This window comes from Saccharothrix variisporea, from assembly GCF_003634995.1.
GTDB lineage: Bacteria > Actinomycetota > Actinomycetes > Mycobacteriales > Pseudonocardiaceae > Actinosynnema > Actinosynnema variisporeum.
In genome coordinates this window covers 2,436,835-2,455,025 of record NZ_RBXR01000001.1, presented here as the reverse complement: position 1 = coordinate 2,455,025, position 18,191 = coordinate 2,436,835, and the positions used below count along the sequence as shown (strand labels likewise).

Annotated in this window: 15 protein-coding genes; 9 read left to right on the top strand and 6 right to left on the bottom strand. The window is 70.4% G+C overall.

Annotation, left to right across the window (positions count from 1 at the left end):
* Positions 1–182 precede the first annotated feature (182 nt).
* Positions 183–1,187, top strand: coding sequence for a glucose-6-phosphate dehydrogenase (coenzyme-F420) (fgd, locus tag DFJ66_RS10665; protein ID WP_121220342.1), 1,005 nt, complete (start codon positions 183–185; stop codon positions 1,185–1,187).
* Here fgd and DFJ66_RS10660 read toward each other — a convergent pair.
* From DFJ66_RS10660 to DFJ66_RS10645, 4 genes are read right to left on the bottom strand one after another with little or no spacing between them, the layout of a single operon-like run.
* The gene (locus DFJ66_RS10660) at positions 1,138–2,103 is read right to left on the bottom strand and encodes an RNA polymerase subunit sigma-70 (RefSeq protein WP_246029679.1); all 966 of its coding nucleotides are present in this window, start codon (positions 2,101–2,103) and stop codon (positions 1,138–1,140) included. The two genes, fgd and DFJ66_RS10660, sit on opposite strands and share 50 nt — an antisense overlap.
* Positions 2,100–3,035, bottom strand: a complete 936-nt coding sequence (locus DFJ66_RS44080; protein ID WP_121220338.1) for an LLM class F420-dependent oxidoreductase — start codon at positions 3,033–3,035, stop codon at positions 2,100–2,102. Before DFJ66_RS44080 ends, DFJ66_RS10660 begins: the two co-directional genes overlap by 4 nt.
* Positions 3,036–3,076: 41 nt before the next feature.
* Positions 3,077–3,523 (bottom strand): cupin domain-containing protein, encoded by a 447-nt coding sequence (locus DFJ66_RS10650; protein ID WP_121220336.1) that lies wholly within the window; start codon positions 3,521–3,523, stop codon positions 3,077–3,079.
* A complete protein-coding gene (locus tag DFJ66_RS10645) occupies positions 3,520–5,043 on the bottom strand; it encodes a GGDEF domain-containing protein (RefSeq protein ID WP_121220334.1) in 1,524 nt (507 codons plus the stop codon). The genes DFJ66_RS10650 and DFJ66_RS10645 overlap by 4 nt, the downstream gene beginning before the upstream one ends.
* Before the next feature lie 182 nt (positions 5,044–5,225).
* Here DFJ66_RS10645 and ruvC point away from each other — a divergent pair, with 182 nt between their 5' ends.
* From ruvC to DFJ66_RS10605, 8 genes are all read left to right on the top strand, one after another.
* Positions 5,226–5,807 carry a crossover junction endodeoxyribonuclease RuvC gene (gene ruvC / locus DFJ66_RS10640; RefSeq protein ID WP_121220332.1) on the top strand — a complete coding sequence of 194 codons (582 nt, stop codon included), beginning with the start codon at positions 5,226–5,228 and terminating at the stop codon, positions 5,805–5,807.
* On the top strand, positions 5,804–6,391 hold the full coding sequence (ruvA, locus tag DFJ66_RS10635; RefSeq protein WP_121220330.1) for a Holliday junction branch migration protein RuvA: 588 nt from the start codon (positions 5,804–5,806) through the stop codon (positions 6,389–6,391). The genes ruvC and ruvA overlap by 4 nt, the downstream gene beginning before the upstream one ends.
* Entirely contained in the window at positions 6,388–7,449 is a 1,062-nt protein-coding gene (ruvB, locus tag DFJ66_RS10630; RefSeq protein WP_121220328.1) for a Holliday junction branch migration DNA helicase RuvB, read from the top strand. The genes ruvA and ruvB overlap by 4 nt, the downstream gene beginning before the upstream one ends.
* A gap of 97 nt (positions 7,450–7,546) precedes the next feature.
* Positions 7,547–7,909 carry a preprotein translocase subunit YajC gene (yajC, locus tag DFJ66_RS10625; RefSeq protein WP_425471038.1) on the top strand — a complete coding sequence of 121 codons (363 nt, stop codon included), beginning with the start codon at positions 7,547–7,549 and terminating at the stop codon, positions 7,907–7,909.
* 329 nt (positions 7,910–8,238) lie between these two features.
* Positions 8,239–10,053: a protein translocase subunit SecD gene (gene secD / locus DFJ66_RS10620; RefSeq protein WP_121220326.1), complete on the top strand. Its 1,815-nt coding sequence runs from the start codon at positions 8,239–8,241 to the stop codon at positions 10,051–10,053.
* Positions 10,054–10,058: 5 nt separating this feature from the next.
* Complete coding sequence (gene secF / locus DFJ66_RS10615; protein WP_121220323.1) at positions 10,059–11,237, top strand: protein translocase subunit SecF; 1,179 nt, start codon at positions 10,059–10,061, stop codon at positions 11,235–11,237.
* Positions 11,234–11,752: an adenine phosphoribosyltransferase gene (locus DFJ66_RS10610; protein ID WP_170199264.1), complete on the top strand. Its 519-nt coding sequence runs from the start codon at positions 11,234–11,236 to the stop codon at positions 11,750–11,752. Before secF ends, DFJ66_RS10610 begins: the two co-directional genes overlap by 4 nt.
* Positions 11,753–12,562: 810 nt before the next feature.
* Positions 12,563–14,863: a RelA/SpoT family protein gene (locus tag DFJ66_RS10605; RefSeq protein ID WP_121220321.1), complete on the top strand. Its 2,301-nt coding sequence runs from the start codon at positions 12,563–12,565 to the stop codon at positions 14,861–14,863.
* Here DFJ66_RS10605 and DFJ66_RS10600 read toward each other — a convergent pair whose 3' ends face one another.
* On the bottom strand, positions 14,864–17,044 hold the full coding sequence (locus DFJ66_RS10600; protein WP_121220319.1) for a caspase, EACC1-associated type: 2,181 nt from the start codon (positions 17,042–17,044) through the stop codon (positions 14,864–14,866).
* A 181-nt stretch (positions 17,045–17,225) separates the two neighbouring features.
* Positions 17,226–18,086, bottom strand: a complete 861-nt coding sequence (locus DFJ66_RS10595; protein WP_121220316.1) for a peptidylprolyl isomerase — start codon at positions 18,084–18,086, stop codon at positions 17,226–17,228.
* Positions 18,087–18,191: the final 105 nt, after the last annotated feature.

The following is an 18,191-nucleotide window of genomic DNA, read 5'->3' as shown; positions in this document are numbered from 1 at the left end:
GGGCAGGCCATACGGCGGGGGAACCGAGGCCCTCCACCTGTGGTTGAGACCACCGCACACCGCGCTGCGCGCGACGAAAAGCCGGGCGTGCGGGGAATGATCATTCGTCGGGGGCGGTTGGCCGAAGTGGGTCTCGTTAGAGTGCGGCGAGGTCCGGGTCGGTATCGGGGAGCGGAGCGGGTATGGGTGTGAAGGTCGGGTACAAGGCGTCTGCCGAGCAGTTCGGGCCTCGGGAGTTGGTCGAGTACGCCGTGTTGGCCGAGGAAGTCGGGTTGGACAGCGTGACCGTGTCCGACCACTTCCTGCCCTGGCGGCACGAAGGGGGGCATGCGCCGTTCGCCCTGTCGTGGCTGTCCGCCGTGGGGGAGCGGACCAAGCGGGTGACGCTCGGGACCAGCGTGTTGACGCCCACGTTCCGGTACAACCCCGCCGTGATCGCGCAGGCGTTCGCCACGCTCGCCCTGCTCTACCCGAACCGGGTGTTCCTGGGGGTCGGGTCCGGGGAGGCGCTCAACGAGATCGCCGTGTCCGGGCGGGAGTGGCCCGAGTTCAAGGAGCGGTTCGCGCGGTTGCGGGAGGCCGTGCGGTTGATCCGCGAGTTGTGGACGCAGGACAACGTCAACTTCGACGGCGAGTACTACCGGCTCGTCAACGCCAACATCTACGACCGGCCCGAGCAGCCCGTGCCGATCTACATCGCCGCCGGCGGGCCGACCGTGGCCAAGTACGCCGGGCGGGCCGGGGACGGGTTCATCTGCACCTCGGGCAAGGGCATGGAGCTCTACACCGAGCAGCTGCTGCCGGCGGTCGCGGCCGGGGCGGAGGCTGCCGGGCGTGATGCCGGTGTGGTGGACCGGATGATCGAGATCAAGCTGTCCTACGACCGCGACCCCGGGAAGGCGTTGGAGAACACCCGGTTCTGGGCGCCGCTGTCGCTCACCCCCGAGCAGAAGCACAGCGTGGACAGCGCCGAGGAGATGGAGCGCCTGGCCGACGAGCTGCCGATCGAGCAGGTCGCCAAGCGCTGGATCGTCGCCTCCGACCCGGAGGAGGCCCTCGCCCAGATCCGGCCGTACGTGGACGCGGGCCTGAACCACCTGGTCTTCCACGGCCCTGGTCACGACCAGGAGCGGTTCCTCACCCAGTTCTCCGAGGACGTGCTCCCGCTGCTGCGCAAGCTCGGCTGACCGCCGTGTCGAGGACGGGGTCGCCGAACAGCGTGATCCGGGCGATCCCGTCCTCCGCCAGGTCGAGGACGACTAGGGCGAACCGTCGTCCGCGCAGGTAGGACACCGCGCCCAGGCGGCCGTTGACGCGGAGGGGTTCCATCCGCCAGTCGCCCGGCTCCTCCATGGCGTGGGTTGCGAGGTAGGGCGCGCAGGTTGTTTTGCCGGCGAACCAGGTGCGCGCCGGCACCATTTCCAGCGCCGCGTCGGCTCGCAGCAGTTCTTCCAGTGCGGCGGCATCGCTTTGTTCGAATGCGTCGAGGTATCGGCGTAGGAGCTCCCGTGCTCGTTGGTCGGTGGGCTCGGGGGTTGGTCGGGTGGCTGGGGACACCTCCGCCAGGCGAACGCGGGCTCGGCGCAGGGCGCTCTTCACCGCGTCGACCGACATGTCCAGGACCTCGGCGACCTCGGGTGCGGTGAACGCCAGGACGTCCCGCAGGACCAGGACCGCCCGTTGTCGTGGCGGGAGGTGCTGGAGGCTTGCGATCAGGGCCAGGCGGATGCTGTCGCGCATGGCCGTGATCGCCGCCGGGTCGTCGTCCTCCGAGGTCACGAGTGCGTCGGGCAGTGGCTGGAGCCATCGGACCTCCGGGTCGGCGAAGGCCGTTTGGCGGTGCGGGTCGTCGGACGGGGCGGTCAGCCCCGACGGCAGCACGCGGCGGCTGTGGTGGCTCAGCGCGGTCAGGCACACGTTGGTGGCGATCCGGTAGAGCCAGACGCGCAGCGACGACCGCCCCTCGAAGTCGTCGATCGCGCGCCACGCCCGCAGGTAGGTCTCCTGCACCGCGTCCTCGGCGTCGTCCACCGAGCCGAGCATCCGGTAGCAGTGCGCCACCAGCTCCCGCCGGTGGCGCTCCGCCTCGTGCCCGAAGCTCACCCGAGGAACTCCGCGGCGAACCGCTCGAGCGGCTCGACGTCCGTCCCGAGGAACCCGATCACCAGCTCCTGCACGCCCACTTCCGCGTACCGGGCGATCCGCTCGCGGATGGTGTCGAGGGTGCCGATCAGGCCGTAGGAGGCCAGGTCGCCCGGGAACGCGAACTCCGACCCGGGCGGCACGAGCGCGCGGGCCTCCTCGTCGGTGTCGGCGATGATGCACGCGGTGGTGGCCGTGCGCTTGATGCGGTCGTAGTCGGTCCCCAGGTCGGCGCAGTGCTTGCGCAGCACCTCGAACTTGTGCGCCAACCCCTCGGGCGACTCGATGACGTTGCACGCGTCCGCGTACCGGGCCACGATCCGCAGCGTCACGCGCTCGCCGGCGCCGGCGATCATCAGCGGGATGCGCTCCTGCACGCCCTTGGGCTGGTTGATCGCCCTGCGCACCGAGTAGTGCCTGCCCTCGAAGGTCGCTTCCTCGGCCGCCCACAGCGCGCGGACGACCTGCACGGCCTCCTCCAGCCGCCGCAGCCGCTCGCCCGGCGGCGGGAACTCGTAGCCGTAGCCGACGTGGTCGGGCTCGTACCAGCCGGCCCCGATGCCGAAGGTGAACCGGCCGCGGGACAGGACGTCGACGGTGGAGGCCATCTTCGCCTGGAGCGCCGGGTTGCGGTACCCGTTGCCGGTGACCAGGTGGCCCAGGCGGATGCGGGACGTCTCGCGGGCCAGCGCGGACAGCGTGGTCCACGACTCGAACAGGAAGTCCTGCGAGGGCGGGATGGTGTGCAGGTGGTCGGGTGCCCAGAGGCCGGCGTACCCGAGCTCGTCGGCGGCCTTGGCGAGCCGGGTGAGGGTGTCGAAGGCGTCGACGGGGTCGGTGGCGCCGGCCCAGTCGCGGCCGAAGCCGGTGGGCAGGAAGACGGAGAACTCCATGGACGTGCAGACCTCGCCGGGATCCGAAAGGGGTCGCTGAGTCAGAAACGGCAGAAGCGGCGGATGAGGTCGGCGTGTTCCGGGTACTCGGCGGCGATCTCGTCGGCCTTGGCGAAGCTCACCACGTCGTCGGTGTACGGCGGGACGACGACCGTTCCGACCAGGGACCACTCGCCGGCCGGCTCGCTGGCCTGCCACACCCCGGCGGGCACGATCACCTGGGGTCGTTGGCCGGCCTGGAGGTCCGGGCCGAGTACGGGCTGCTCGACCCGGCCGTCCGGGTGCAGCAGCAGCATCCGCAGTGGCGCGCCGGCGTGGTAGGCGTAGATCTCCAGGTGGGTCAGCGCGTGCAGGCCGGAGAACTCCGGCGCGCGCAGCAGGTAGTAGATCGCCGACGCCTCCGCCGAGCGCCACGACTGGCCGAAGTGCCCGCCCTCCACCGGCAGCTCTTCCAGTCCCAGCAGGGAGATCGCCTCGTCCGGGGTCATGTCAGCTCCGCCTCCACCGATCCGTGCACCACGACCATGCCCTTGCCCAGTCGTTTCGCCGTGTACATGGCCGCGTCCGCGCTGCCCAGCAGGTCGTCCGCGGTGAGCGCCGGGTCGTGGGACTCCCGGTGCGAGATGCCGATGCTGGCCCGGATGAGGTGCTCGCCCTGGGGCGTGCGGTGCGGGGACGCCATCGCCGCCAGCACCCGGTTGCCGATCTCCTCCGGCGCCGCGGGGTAGCCGTCGACCAGGATGCCGAACTCGTCACCGCCGAGCCGGGCCACCGTGTCCTGCGGCCGGACGCAGTGCTGGAGGCGTTCGGCGACGATCCGCAGGACGGCGTCACCCTCGGCGTGACCGTAGTTGTCGTTGACGTCCTTGAACCCGTCCACGTCGATGAACAGCACGACCAGCGGGTCCGGGCCGTCGAGTGCCGCGTTGAGCCGTTCCCGGAACAGCACGCGGTTCGCCACACCCGTGAGGGGGTCGTGGTAGGCCTGGTGCCGCAGGCGTTCGCGGCTGTCGCGGAGTTGTTCGAGCAGCTTGACGTTGTCGATCAGGGTGAACAGCTGCCGGGCGATGACCAGCAGCACCACCCCGAGGCCCACGTAGATCTCGAACGGGTTCAGCCGCACGCCGGTGGCCGTGCCGACCACGATGAACAGGCCGGTGACCAGCATCGGCAGGTACGGCACCAGGATGTGCAGCATCTCGCCCGCGCGCAGCCGTCCGGTCCCGGACCGCTCCCGGCGCGGGCTGCTCGGGGCGATCGAGGACAGGAAGAACATCGCCGGGCAGATCATGAACCCGATGTCCGCCGCCGTGGGGATCGCCGTCGCGCCCTTGCTGACCAGGAACGCGAACACCCAGCCCGACGACGACTGCGCCAACCCCGCGATCGCCACGAACAGCATCGGCAGCTGCCGCACCGACCGGTGCGACCACGACGACACCAGCAGCACGACCAGCATCACCAAGTACGCCGCCGGGTGCGCCACGACGGTCGCGAACCCCGGCCCCGAGGTGGCCCACGCGCGGACCATCGACTCCAGCAGCGACACCCACGTGAGGACGAACAGCGAGCCGACGACGATCAGGCCGTCCAGCACGACGACGACCTTGCTGCGGTGGTTGGGCAGCGACCCCGAACCGCCGTGCCCGAGGACCAGCACTGCGAACAGCGTCAGCACCGGCACGAGGATGAACCCCAGCGGCGCCACGGTGGTCGAGGGCAGCGAGACGCCGAGGAACACCTGTCCCCAGATCCACGCGCACATCCCGACCACGAGACTGGCCATCGCCGCCGCCATCCACAGCCGCCACCGCCGGGCCGTGCCCTGCCGGCGCAACCCGGCCCGCCAGTAGCAGACCATCGCGGCGACGGCCCCGGTCAGCTGTGCGAACTTGTCGACGGCGACGGAGGTAGACCGATCCAGCACCCCGGAGACCACGAGGGACACGACCGCCACCAAGAGGAGGCAGACGGCAGCCGTGATGAGGCTGAACCGTCTCAAGGTCATGGCACCCCGCCTATGCCGCGACTGGAGTCGATCAGATGACCGAGCCACTGTAGTGACACCGTAACGCTCCGTCGAAGGCGGGGTGTCCCATTGTGATTGAAAGCGTGTCGAACAGGGGGCGTGGACCTCCACCCGGTACGGTTCGAACGCGTGTTCGTTGCGGCGTTTCTGAGAGGACCAGCGTGCGTGTGTTCGGAGTCGACCCCGGCCTGACCCGATGCGGTTTCGGGGTGGTCGACGGCGGTCCGGGCCGCACGGTTCGTCCGGTGGCGGTGGATGTCATCAGGACTCCCGTGGACGCCGACTTGGCGATTCGGCTGCTGGAGCTCTCTGATGCCGTCGAGACCTGGCTGGACCAGTACAAGCCCGATGTCGTCGCCGTAGAGCGGGTCTTCAGCCAGTACAACGTCCGGACCGCGATGGGTACCGCCCAGGCCGGCGGGGTGGTGGCGCTGGCCGCCGCGCGGCGGAACCTGCCGGTCATGTTCCACACGCCCAGCGAGGTCAAGGCCGCCGTCACCGGGTCCGGTCGCGCGGACAAGAAGCAGGTCACCGCGATGGTGACCAAGCTGCTGGGTCTCAAGACCGCGCCGAAGCCCGCCGACGCCGCCGACGCCCTGGCCCTGGCGATCTGCCACCTGTGGCGCGCTCCCATGCGGTCGCGGCTCGAAGAAGCCCAAGCCAGGGCCGCCGACATCGCCCGCACCCACCGCGCGAGACTTGCCCAAGCCGCCGCACGCACGACCGGAGGGAAGACCCAGTGATTTCGTCGCTTCGTGGACAGGTGCTGTCCATCGGACTCGATCACGCGGTCGTCGAGGTGGGGGGCGTCGGGTTCGCCGTGCAGGCCACGCCCGCCACGCTGGCGACCCTGCGCCGGGGCGAGGAGACCGCCCTGGCCACCGCCCTGGTCGTGCGCGAGGACTCGCTGACCCTGTTCGGGTTCGCCGACGCCGAGTCGCGTGAGCTGTTCGGCCTGCTCCAGACCGTGTCCGGCATCGGTCCCCGGCTGGCCCTGGCGACCCTGGCCGTGCTGGAACCGGACAAGCTGCGCGCGGCCATCGCCGAGGGCAACCTGACCGTGCTCACCCAGGTGCCCGGCATCGGCCGCAAGGGCGCCGAGCGGCTGTGCATCGAACTGCGGGACAAGGTCGGGCAGCTCCCGTCCGCGCCCGCCGCCTCGAACACCGGCCAGGTGCGCACTCAGGTCGCCGAGGCCCTGCTGGGTCTGGGCTTCCCTGCCAAGCAGGCCGAGCAGGCCGTGGACACCGTGCTGGCCGACGACTCCGCGCAGGGCACCTCCGAGGTCCTCCGCAAGGCGCTGGCGCTGCTGGGTCGCAAGCGATGACGTCCTTCGAAGGCGACGACGACATGCTGGACCCGCTGCCCGACCCGGCCGAGCGGGACGTCGAGTCCACCCTGCGCCCCAAGGACCTGCACGAGTTCGTCGGCCAGCCCAAGGTCCGCGAACAGCTGGAACTGGTGCTGCGCGGGGCCATGCGGCGGGGTGCCCCGCCGGACCACGTGCTGCTGTCCGGGCCGCCCGGCCTGGGCAAGACGTCGCTGGCCATGATCATCGCGGCCGAGCTGGGAGCGTCCCTTCGCATCACCTCCGGCCCGGCCCTGGAACGCGCCGGCGACCTCGCCGCGATGCTGTCCAACCTGGTCGAGGGTGACGTCCTGTTCATCGACGAGATCCACCGCATGGCCCGCCCCGCCGAGGAGATGCTGTACCTGGCGATGGAGGACTTCCGCGTGGACGTGGTCGTCGGCAAGGGGCCGGGCGCGACCAGCATCCCGCTCGACATCGCCCCGTTCACGCTGGTCGGGGCCACCACCCGGTCCGGCGCGCTGACCGGCCCGCTGCGCGACCGGTTCGGCTTCACCGGGCACATGGAGTTCTACAGCCCCGACGAGCTGGAGCTGATCATCCGCCGGTCGGCCAAGATCCTCGGCGTGGACCTGCGCGAGGACGGCGGCCGGGAGATCGCGGGCCGCTCCCGCGGCACACCCCGCATCGCCAACCGGCTGCTGCGCCGGGTCCGGGACTTCGCCGAGGTGCGCGCGGACGGCGCGGTCACCCGCGAGGTCGCCCGGGACGCCCTGGCCGTCTACGACGTGGACGAACTGGGCCTGGACCGGCTGGACCGGGCCGTGCTGGGCGCGCTGGTGCGCAGCTTCGGCGGCGGGCCGGTGGGCGTGTCCACGCTGGCCGTCGCCGTGGGGGAGGAGCCCACGACGGTCGAGGAGGTGTGCGAGCCCTACCTGGTGCGCGCGGGCATGCTGGCCCGCACGCCGCGCGGCCGGGTCGCGACCGCCGCCGCCTGGCTGCACCTGGGCCTCCAGCCGCCCGCGAAGGCCCCCGGCGAGGGCACCCGGAGCCTGTTCGACGACGCCGGGGACTGACGGGGTTCGCTCACCTGGCACAATCGGCGACGGCACCCCAGGAAATCCGGACGTTCCGGGCAGACCAGTCCCGCCGCGCCCGGTTGAACGGAGAATGATGGGCAACCTGTCTTCCTTGATGTTCCCGCTGCTGCTCGTGCTGCTGGCCGTGCCGCTGTTCCTCAGCGCGCGCAAGCAGAAGCGGGCCGCGGCCGAGCAGCAGGCGCTCCTCAAGTCCCTCGAGCCCGGCGACCGGGTCATGACGACCTCGGGTCTGTACGCCACGGTCGCCGACGCGAGCGACGACGAGACGATCGACCTGGAGATCGCGCCCGGCGTGGTCACCACGTGGCTGCGTCCCGCGATCCGCGAGAAGGTCGTCGCCACCGACGTGGAGGAGACCGACGCCGTCGTGGACGACGTGGTCGAGGACGCGCCCGCCGCGGACGCCGAGCCGGCACAGCAGGACACCAAGAAGTAAGGCGCACGGCGATCGGGGTTGTGTCGCACGCGCGGCACAATCCTTTCGCCGCCGCGCACCTGTTGGGACGACTCCGGTAATCGGGGTCAAGTGTGAACGCCGTACGGCCGATGTGATTGGTCCAGTCAACGCATTATGGCCGGTCGAAAAGCCGGTCGGCGGTGGCCGAACCGGTTCGCCAACCGGTGACAGACAACTCACACGGTGCGGGGTACGCTGCGCAATCACCCGGCAGGGCAGTGCCGGGTGGACAAGCGCTGCCCTGGTCCGTGTCCCACGGTCGCGGCGGCGTCGACATCTCAACGACAGTTGCAGGAGACGGACGGACCGTGGCACCCCCGGCCGGGCAAATCCGCCCCGCGAAGTACCTGGGCGCGTTTGTCCTCATCGTGGTCGCGCTGTACTCCTTGGTGTTCTTCACCGGGGGCGGCAAGGCGACACCCAAGCTCGGCATCGATCTCCAGGGCGGCACGCGGGTCACGCTGACCGCGCGCGCCCCAGACGGCCAAACGCCGACCGACCAGGCCCTCAACCAGGCCAGGGAGTTGATCGAGACCCGGGTGAACGGGCTCGGTGTCTCCGGCGCGGAGGTCGTCCGCGACGGCACCAACCTGGTGATCACGGTCCCCGGCACGGACAGCGAGAACGCCAAGCGCCTGGGCCAGACCGCGAAGCTGAACTTCCGCAAGGTCGTCGGCTCGCCGCAGCCCAACGCGCCCGAGCCCGCGCCGACCACGACCGCCCCGAGCACGTCGGGTTCGGCCGCGCCGACCACCACGGCCCCGCCGTCGGGCTCGGAGACCGCGTCCGCCGCGCCGACCACCACCGCCCAGGGCCGCCCGGCCCCGGCGCTGGAGCAGCAGCCGACCGACACCGCCACGCCGCCCGCGACGACCACCCCGTCGACGCCGGCCGAGCCGCAGGTGGACTGCCGCAAGGTGTTCAACGGCGAGTACTCCCAGAAGGTCGAGGACGCCATCAAGGAGTCCCGGACCTGCCGCCAGGACCCGGCGCTGACCACGCTGGACGCGCAGACGGTGTCCCAGGCGCTGGCCGCCTTCACCTGCCCGAAGAAGGACCCGCTGCTGGGCAACGACGACCCGGCGCTGCCGCTGCTGACCTGCGACCAGAAGAACGAGTTCAAGTACGTGCTCGCGCCGGTCTTCCCGGCCAAGGACGCCCAGGTCAAGGACGACGACTACAGCCTGTACTCGCGGCTGACCGGTGAGGACATCTCCAACGCCATCTCCGGCACCGACCCGCAGGGCGCGGGCTTCGTCGTCGACCTGACGTTCAAGAGCGAGGGCGGCCAGAAGTGGGGCAAGTTCACCTCGGCGAACGTGTCCCAGCAGGTCGCGGTGGTGCTGGACAGCCAGGTCGTGTCCGCGCCGAACATCAACGAGCCCATCCTGGGCGGCAACACCCAGATCTCCGGCAAGTTCACCCAGAAGGACGCCGAAGGCCTGGCCAACGTCCTGAAGTACGGCTCGCTGCCGCTGTCCTTCGAGGCCTCCGAGGCCGAGACGGTGTCCGCGACGCTGGGCCTGGCCTCGCTCAAGGCCGGCCTGATCGCGGGCGGCATCGGCCTGGCGCTGGTGTTCGTGTACTGCCTGTTCTACTACCGCCTGCTCGGTGTGCTGACGATCCTGTCGCTGGCGCTGTCCGGTGCCGTGGTCTACGCGGTGCTGGTGCTGCTGGGCCGCTGGATCGGGTTCACCCTGGACCTGGCGGGCATCGCCGGTTTCATCGTGGCGATCGGTATCACCGCGGACTCGTTCGTGGTGTTCTTCGAACGCTTGAAGGACGAAGTGCGTGAAGGCCGGACGTTCCGCTCGGCCGTGCCGCGCGCGTGGGTCCGCTCGCGTCGTACGATCCTGTCGGCGGACGCGGTCAGCTTCCTCGCCTCGGCCATCCTGTACGTGATCGCGGTGGGCCAGGTGAAGGGCTTCGCGTTCACCCTCGGCATGTCGACCGTCCTGGACCTGGTCGTGGTCTTCCTGGTCACGCACCCGCTGGTCGCGATGGTCTCCAAGTCGAAGTCCCTGTCCAGCCCGAAGCTGTCCGGTCTCGGTGGCGCCGCCCAGGTGGGCGCCGGCGAGCGGGCCGCCGTGTCGGCGGGCAAGACCGCCGCGAAGGAGGTCTGAGTCCGATGGCGCAGTCCAAGGGCAACGTGTTCCAGCGGTTGTACGTCGGCAACGGCGCGTTCGACATCGTCGGCAAGCGCAAGCGCTGGTACGTGCTGTTCGGCGCGATCCTGCTGGTGTGCCTGGCGTCGATCGTCTTCCGCCAGTTCAACCTCGGCATCGACTTCACCGGCGGCACGCGGATCCAGCTGCCCGCGCAGAGCGCGTCCGGCACGATCAGCGTCGAAGCCGCCAAGGAGTCGTTCACCAAGGCCATCGGCAAGGAGCCGACCGCGGTGCAGACCGTGGGCACCGGCGCGGCGACGACCATCCAGTTCCGGTCCGAGACGCTCGACGCGCCCCAGGTCGCCAAGCTGAAGGAAGGCCTGGACGCCGACCTGAAGCCCAACGGCGGCGTGAGCGCGATCAGCGACAGCGCCGTGTCGGCGTCGTGGGGCGGCGAGATCACCACCAAGGCCCTGATCGCGCTCGGCGTGTTCTTCCTGGCCGTGGCGATCTTCCTGGCGCTGTACTTCGAGTGGCAGATGGCCGTGGCCGCGCTCGTCGCGGTGCTGCACGACGTGATCATCACCGCCGGCGTGTACTCGCTGGTCGGCTTCGAGGTCTCGCCGGCGACGGTGATCGGTCTGCTCACCATCCTGGGCTTCTCCCTGTACGACACGGTCGTCGTGTTCGACAAGGTCAAGGAGAACACCCGGGGTCTGCTGGGGTTGACCCGCCGGACCTACGGCGAGGCGGCCAACCTGGCGGTCAACCAGACCCTGATGCGGTCCATCAACACCTCGCTCATCGCGCTGCTGCCCGTCCTGGGCCTGCTCGCGATCGGCGTGGGCCTGCTCGGCGTCGGCACGCTGAAGGACCTGGCGCTGGTGCAGCTGACCGGTATGGCCATCGGCGCCATCTCGTCCATCTTCATCGCGACCCCGGTCGCGGTGGAGCTGAAGATGCGCGACCCGAAGTACAAGGCGCAGGCGGCCCGAGTGCAGCAACGCCGCGACAACCTGGCCCGCAAGGCGTCGGGCGAGGTCGTCACCGGTGGCGATGTCGTGGAGTCCACCGACGACGAGTCGCTCAAGGCGGAACTGCGGCACGAGAAGGCCCTGGCCGCGGCAGCCGGTGTCCCGTCCCGAACCGGCAAGGCCACTGACGCCCGCCGTCGTCCGACGGGTAAGAAGCACCGTTGAAGCTGGACAAAGCCCTAGGGCTGCTGCGTGAGGTCCCGGACTTCCCCCAACCGGGGGTGGTCTTCCGGGACCTCACGCCCGTCCTGGCCAATCCCGATGCCCTGAGGTCCGTGGTCGACGCACTCCAGGACAAGATCCACCCGGACACGCAGGTGGTGGCGGCGATCGAGTCGCGCGGTTTCCTGCTCGGCGCGGCTCTGGGTTACGGCTGGCGCTATGGGGTCGTGCCTTTGCGCAAGCCCGGGAAGCTGCCGGCGGTGGCTCACCGGCTGTCGTACGACCTGGAGTACGGGACGGCCACCCTGGAACTGCCCGCGGACGCCATCGTGCCTGGTCAGCAGGTTGTGGTGGTGGACGACGTGCTGGCCACCGGCGGTACCGCGGCGGCGGCTTGCGCGCTCGTCGAGCGGGCTGGCGGCGTCGTGACGGGCGTGTCGGTCGTGCTGGAGATCCCCGGCTTGGGCGGCCGCGAACGCCTGGCCGGCCGCTCGGTCAACGCCCTGCTAGCCGTATAACACCCCTAAAGCACCCGCTTCGCGCGAAGCGCACTCTGAGGCGCGCGCAGCGCGTGCTTTTTGGCGCGCGGAGCGCGCGGTAGCTCAGCTACAAGTGGAGGGCCTCGGTTCCCCCACCGTATGGCCTGCCCGAAGGGCTACCGCATTTTCCAGGGGTTGCAGCCGAAAGTTTTTGCGAGGAACGAGCAAAAAGTTTTAGCGGCAACCCCTGGAAAATGTGGTTGGCTCCGCCAGGTCATACGGTGGGGGAACCGACGCCGTTCACCCCCCCCATCGGTGGTCTCCCCAGCCGCTTTTGATCTTGAGAGCGCGCCAGCGCGTTCAGCTTGAGAGCGAAGCGTTCTGCTTGAAGATCTTGAAAAGCGAAAAGCGAAAAGCGCCTCGCCGGCGGGCAGGCCGCCAAGGATGACTCAACTGCAACGGCGGGGGCTTCTCGCTTTTGTCATCTCCGTATGGCCTGGCGGAGCCTACCACAGATTTCCCCGGGTGCCGCTAAAACTTTTTGCTCGTTCCTCGCAAAAACTTTCGGCTGCACCCGGGGAAATCTGTGGTAGCCCTTCGGGCAGGCCATACGGGGATGACAAAAGCAAGAAGCCCAAGTTGAGTTGTGTCCCCCCGGAGGACTGCCCGCTCGCCGGCTCCGCCGAGTGCCCGCGCTGCGGTGGCGGGGGTGTGTCGGTTGCGTTCGGGCGACAGGTCGGGCTGATGGGGGGCTGCAACTCGTCGTGTGAAGTTCGCCGCTCACCGGGTCGGCGCCGGAACGTGGCCCCGCGCGGAGTTATCCTCGGTTCCTAGACCCGAGGAGCGTGGTTGAGCCAGGACATCGAGCCCGCCCAGACGACGCAGCCCGTGCCCGCACGGCCTCCGTCGGCCACCAGGCGCGTTCGCGCGCGCCTTGCCCGGCGCATCACCGCGCAGCGGGCCGCGCCGGTCAAGCAGGTGTTGGAGCCGCTTGCGGCTGTGCACCGGGACCTGCACCCCAAGGCGGACCTCGCGCTCCTCCAGCACGCCTACGACGTGGCCGAGGAGAAGCACCGGCCGCAGCGGCGCAAGTCCGGCGACCCCTACATCACCCACCCGCTCGCCGTGGCGACCATCCTGGCCGAGCTGGGCATGGACACGACGACCCTGGTCGCCGCCCTCCTGCACGACACGGTCGAGGACACCGACTACTCGCTGGACCAGCTGCGCGACGACTTCGGCAACGAGGTCGCCCTGCTGGTCGACGGCGTCACCAAGCTGGACAAGGTCAAGCTCGGCGCGGCGGCCGAGGCCGAGACCATCCGCAAGATGGTCATCGCGATGGCCAAGGACCCGCGCGTGCTGGTCATCAAGCTGGCCGACCGGCTGCACAACATGCGCACCATGCGGTTCCTGCCGCCGGAGAAGCAGGCCCGCAAGGCGCGGGAGACGCTCGAGGTGCTCGCCCCGCTGGCCCACCGGCTGGGCATGGCCACGGTGAAGTGGGAGCTGGAGGACCTCGCGTTCGCCATCCTCCAGCCGAAGAAGTACGACGAGATCGTGCGCCTGGTCGCCAACCGCGCGCCCTCGCGGGACACCTACCTCAGCGGCGTGATCAACGAGCTGTCCACGCAACTGGAGTCCGCCCGGATCACCGCCAAGGTCGAGGGCAGGCCCAAGCACTACTACTCGATCCACCAGAAGATGATCGTGCGCGGCCGGGACTTCGACGACATCCACGACCTGGTCGGCGTGCGCATCCAGGTGGACGAGGTCCGCGACTGCTACGCCGCGATGGGCGTGGTGCACGCGTTGTGGCAGCCCATGCCCGGCCGGTTCAAGGACTACATCGCCCAGCCCCGCTTCGGCGTGTACCAGTCGCTGCACACGACCGTGATCGGCCCGGACGGCAAGCCGCTGGAAGTGCAGATCCGGACCTACGACATGCACCGCACCGCCGAGTACGGCATCGCGGCGCACTGGCGGTACAAGGAGACCCGGGGCACCCACAGCGGCAAGGGCGTCGAGGTCGACGAGATGGCGTGGATGCGCCAACTGCTCGACTGGCAGCGCGAGGCGGCGGACCCCGGCGAGTTCCTGGAGTCCCTGCGCTTTGACCTGGCCGCGCGGGAGATCTTCGTCTTCACGCCCAAGGGTGACGTGGTCACCCTGCCGACCGGCTCGACCCCGGTCGACTTCGCCTACGCCGTGCACACCGAGGTGGGCCACCGCTGCATCGGCGCGCGCGTGAACGGCCGGCTGGTCGCGCTGGAGCGCAAGCTGGAGAACGGCGAGGTCGTCGAGATCTTCACCTCGAAGGCGGAAGGGGCGGGTCCGTCGCGGGACTGGCTGTCCTTCGCCGCCTCGCCGCGCGCCAAGGCCAAGATCAAGCAGTGGTTCGCGAAGGAGCGCAAGGAAGAGGCCATCGAGGTCGGCAAGGACGCCATCGCGAAGGAGGTCCGGCGGGTCGGCCTGCCGCTCCAGCGCCTGGTGTCGGCGGACTCGATGGGCGCGCTGTCCAAGGAACTGCACTACCCGGACGTGTCCGCGCTGTACGCGGCGGTCGGCGAGGGCCACACCTCGGCCCGGCACGTGGTGCAGCGGCTCGTGGCGCAGCTGGGTGGCGTCGAGCACGCCGAGGACGAGCTGGCCGAGCGCTCCACCCCGTCCACGGTGGCCCGGCGGCGGGTGACCGGCGACGCGGGCGTCATCGTCAAGGACGCGGCCGACGTGTGGGTCAAACTGGCCCGCTGCTGCACGCCCGTGCCCGGTGACGACATCCTGGGCTTCGTGACCCGGGGCGGTGGCGTGTCGGTGCACCGGACGGACTGCACCAACGCCGACGAGCTGCTCAAGACGCCCGAGCGGCTGTTGGACGTGGAGTGGGCGCCGTCGTCGTCCTCGGTGTTCCTGGTCGCGATCCAGGTCGAGGCGCTGGACCGGCACCGCCTGCTGTCGGACGTGACGAAGGTGCTGGCCGACGAGAAGGTCAACATCCTGTCGGCGTCGGTGACGACGTCCCGGGACCGGGTGGCGGTGAGCCGCTTCTCCTTCGAGATGGGCGACCCGAAGCATCTGGGCCACGTGCTCAAGGCGGTCCGCAGCGTGGAGGGCGTGTACGACGTGTACCGGGTGACGTCGGCGTCCTGATCAGGGCTTCCAGATCCGGTTCAGGGCGGTCACCGACGCCAGGTAGAGCACCGCGGCGAGCACGAGCCCGAGGACGAAGGCCGTTCCGCCCCACTCGCCCGCCGGCGGCACCACCGCACCGCCCGCCAGCGCCACCGCGCCGGACACCCACCGGGCGCGGCGTCGCAGGGTCTCCAGGTGTGCGCGTCGCGCCGGTGGTGGTGGGAGCGTGTGGACCTCGCGCAGCCCGGTGAGGTCGTCGCGGTCGCGTGCCCACACCCACACGTCCCGGAACGCGGGCTCGCCGGGCTCGGTGGCCGCGAGGAACCTGCCGTCCGGGCTGAGCGCGACGCTCGCCACCTCGGTCGGGATGCGTTGCACCATCCGGCGCTCTGTCAGGTCCCACAGTTCGAGGCCGTCCCAGGTCTGGACCGCCAGGTCGCGCAGGTCGGCACCGAACGCCAGCGGGCCCGGGGTGCGGAAGCCGAGGTCCACCAGCCGGCTCCAGTCCGAGGTGCGCCACACCACCACCCGTCCCCCGCCCGCGGCGGCGACCTGCGTTGCGTCCCGGTTCACGGCGACCACCTCGGCGACGAAGGGCGCCGAGCCCAGGTGTCGCCACGGCCGGGTGCCCCACAAGTCGACGGTGTGGGCCGTGGAGGCGCTGACCGCGAACGGGCCGCCGGCACTGAACCGGAAGGCCCTCGTGGATGCGCTCAGGCGAGGACTGAGCAGGGAGGTCCAGCCGGTGGGACCCGCCTCCCACAGCTCGATCCCGCTCGGCCGAGTGGTGGCGGCGAGAAGCGTCCTGTCGTGGTTGAAGCTCAGCGACTCGACGGTGCCGGCGCTCGTGAGCTTCTCGATGCGGCCGGTGGGCACCACGTCGTCGATGGTGATCTCGTTCGCGCGCGCGACGGCGAACTGCGTTCCGTGCGGGGCGAAGGCCATGGGGCCGGGGTGCGGGAGCGGGTCCCTCGAACGCCAACCGCGGGTGTTCCACAGGTGGGAGCCACTGGCGAGCAGCGCCGAGTCGGGGCTGAACTCGATGGTCCGATCGGCGCGACCGACGAGGGCGGCGGCGGTGAACGGCGGCCTGGGACGTGCGGGGGCCTCCGGTGGGGTCACCTGGACCGGCTCCGGGGTGCGCGGGACGACCCGGGTCCGGGTGGGGCGCGGTTCCGGTGTGGCGATGGGTGGGGGGTCGGGTGCCGGTGGGGAGACCGGGGTGGGCTTGGGCTGCGGGCTTGGTGTGGGTTGGCGTCGCGAGGTCAGGGCCTCGGTGGCTGCTGCGGCGAGGTCCGGGCGGGGGCCGGCGGCCAGCACTTCCAGGGTCGTCCGGGCCACCGGGTCGCCCTCGTCGGCACGGGTGCCCAGGAGGCGTACGCCGGCCAGGCGCAGCGCCGGGTCGGAGCTGCGGAGCAGGCGGCGTAATTCGTCCGGTAGAGCGCGGGGTAACGGGGTGCCGGCGTAGGCGATGCGCAGGTCGCCGCTGAGGACACCGCTGTGCGTCGGCGTCTGGTCGGGGCTCTCGCGGCGCACGCGCTCGTACACGTACCCGTACAGGTCCCGGTCGCTGATCTCGCCGTCGCCGTCGAGGTCCGCGTCGCCCGTGCGCAGGCCCTCGATGATCGCCTTGGTGAACACCGACGGTTCGGCCCGGTCCTCCACCCGCCCGCTGTCGGGCTCGTACGCGTACTGGATGTGGGTGGACGCGGTCATCACCACGCAGCCGCGGCCCTCGTCCAACTGCTCGACGACGTCCACGGTCCCGGCCGACCGCGGCAGCATCCCGCTCGGGAACGCGCCGCCGTAGCAGCAGTCCAGCCAGACCACGACCTGCGCGGCGAGGCTGTGGTCGATGCGTTCGCGCACGAACTGCGCGGAGACGGCCGTCGACGCGAGCAGGTGGTTGCGGGTGTCGGTGGTGGCGAAGTGCAGGTGCCCGGAGAAGCGGTCCTTCACGCCGTGGCCCGACACGTACAGCAGGACCACGTCGTCGTGCTGGGCCTCGGTGAACAGGCCGTCCACGTGCTCGCGCAGCAGCTGGGCGGACGGGTTGAGCAGCACCTCGGTCCGGAACCCGCCGATCGCCTCGTCGCGCAGCACCGCTTCCAGTTCTTCGGCGTCTCGGCGGGGTGCCCGCAGCGCGCGGAACGTGGGGTCGCCGTACGTGTCGGTGGCGATCAACAAGGCCCGGCGCATGGCACGAAAGACTACGGAAAGCACCTGCTCGACGACACGCCGCAGCACGTCAGCGAAACGTCAGGTGCCGCTGCGATCATCGCGACTGCCGGTCACCTCACGGCCGGCGGGGAAGACGAAGGGGCCGGCTCGAGCACTCCTCTCCCGAGTGCGCGAGCCGGCCCCTTCGTGTTGGTCTGGTCTACTCGACGGTCACCGACTCGAACTTGACTTCCTTGTTCGGCTTGCCGCCGCCGGGGGACGGGTCGAAGGAGCCGTCGTGGCCGGCGCGGGCCACCTCGTCGATCAGCTTCAGGCCGGCCTCGTCCACGCTGCCGAACACCGTGTAGTCCGGGGACAGCTGGGCGTCGCCGTAGACGATGAAGAACTGGCTGCCGTTCGTGCCCTTCTGGGTCTCCTGGTCGATGCCCGCGTTGGCCATCGCGAGGTAGCCGCGGCCGTAGGTCAGCTCCGGCCAGGTCTCGTTGTCGAACGCGTAGCCGGGGCCGCCGCGGCCGGTGCCGGTCGGGTCGCCGCACTGGAGCATCTGGAGGCCCTCGGTGCCGATGCGGTGGCAGGAGGTGCCGTTGAAGTAGCCCTGCTTGGCCAGGCTGACGAAGCTGTTCACCGTGCACGGCGCCAGCGACTTGTCCAGCGTCAGCTTCAGGTCGCCGATGTTGGCCTTGATGGTGGCCGTCTGGGTGCCGGTGGCGGAGACGCCGGTGCCCTCGGGGGCCTTCGTGCCCTCCTTGGACGACGGCTCCTTCGACGCCCGGTACTCGCAGTTCACCGGGTCGGCGAGCGGGGTCGGGCGCTTGGGCAGGGCCTTGACCTCGGTCGGGATCTGGATCGGCTTGGGAGTGGTCGAGGTGGCCGCCGTGTCGTCCGACTTGCCGAAGTCGGCCGTGGACAGCCAGTAGATGCCGCCGCCGACCACGACGACCGCGATGACGGTCACCACCACCGAGATGATCCGGCGCCGCTTCGCGCGCTCCGCTCGGCGGGCGAGCTGTCGTTCCAGCTTCCGCTTGGCCTGCTCGCGGCGCTGCACGTTGGTCGGCACCTGCAACCTCCCTGTTCTCGCGTCGACCGGCGACGATCGGTGTGCAGTCTAGGGGGCACGTATATGGCTGGTGTGTGCCGGATAGGCTGGTGGTGCTGTCCACAG

Excerpts from the sequence above, each read along its gene's own strand:
- fgd (WP_121220342.1), top strand. The coding sequence starts at position 183 with ATGGGTGTGAAGGTCGGGTACAAGGCGTCTGCCGAGCAGTTCGGGCCT.
- DFJ66_RS44080 (WP_121220338.1), bottom strand. The coding sequence starts at position 3,035 with ATGGAGTTCTCCGTCTTCCTGCCCACCGGCTTCGGCCGCGACTGGGCC.
- DFJ66_RS10650 (WP_121220336.1), bottom strand. The coding sequence starts at position 3,523 with ATGACCCCGGACGAGGCGATCTCCCTGCTGGGACTGGAAGAGCTGCCG.
- DFJ66_RS10645 (WP_121220334.1), bottom strand. The coding sequence starts at position 5,043 with ATGACCTTGAGACGGTTCAGCCTCATCACGGCTGCCGTCTGCCTCCTC.
- ruvB (WP_121220328.1), top strand. The coding sequence starts at position 6,388 with ATGACGTCCTTCGAAGGCGACGACGACATGCTGGACCCGCTGCCCGAC.
- yajC (WP_425471038.1), top strand. The coding sequence starts at position 7,547 with ATGGGCAACCTGTCTTCCTTGATGTTCCCGCTGCTGCTCGTGCTGCTG.
- secF (WP_121220323.1), top strand. The coding sequence starts at position 10,059 with ATGGCGCAGTCCAAGGGCAACGTGTTCCAGCGGTTGTACGTCGGCAAC.
- DFJ66_RS10600 (WP_121220319.1), bottom strand. The coding sequence starts at position 17,044 with ATGCGCCGGGCCTTGTTGATCGCCACCGACACGTACGGCGACCCCACG.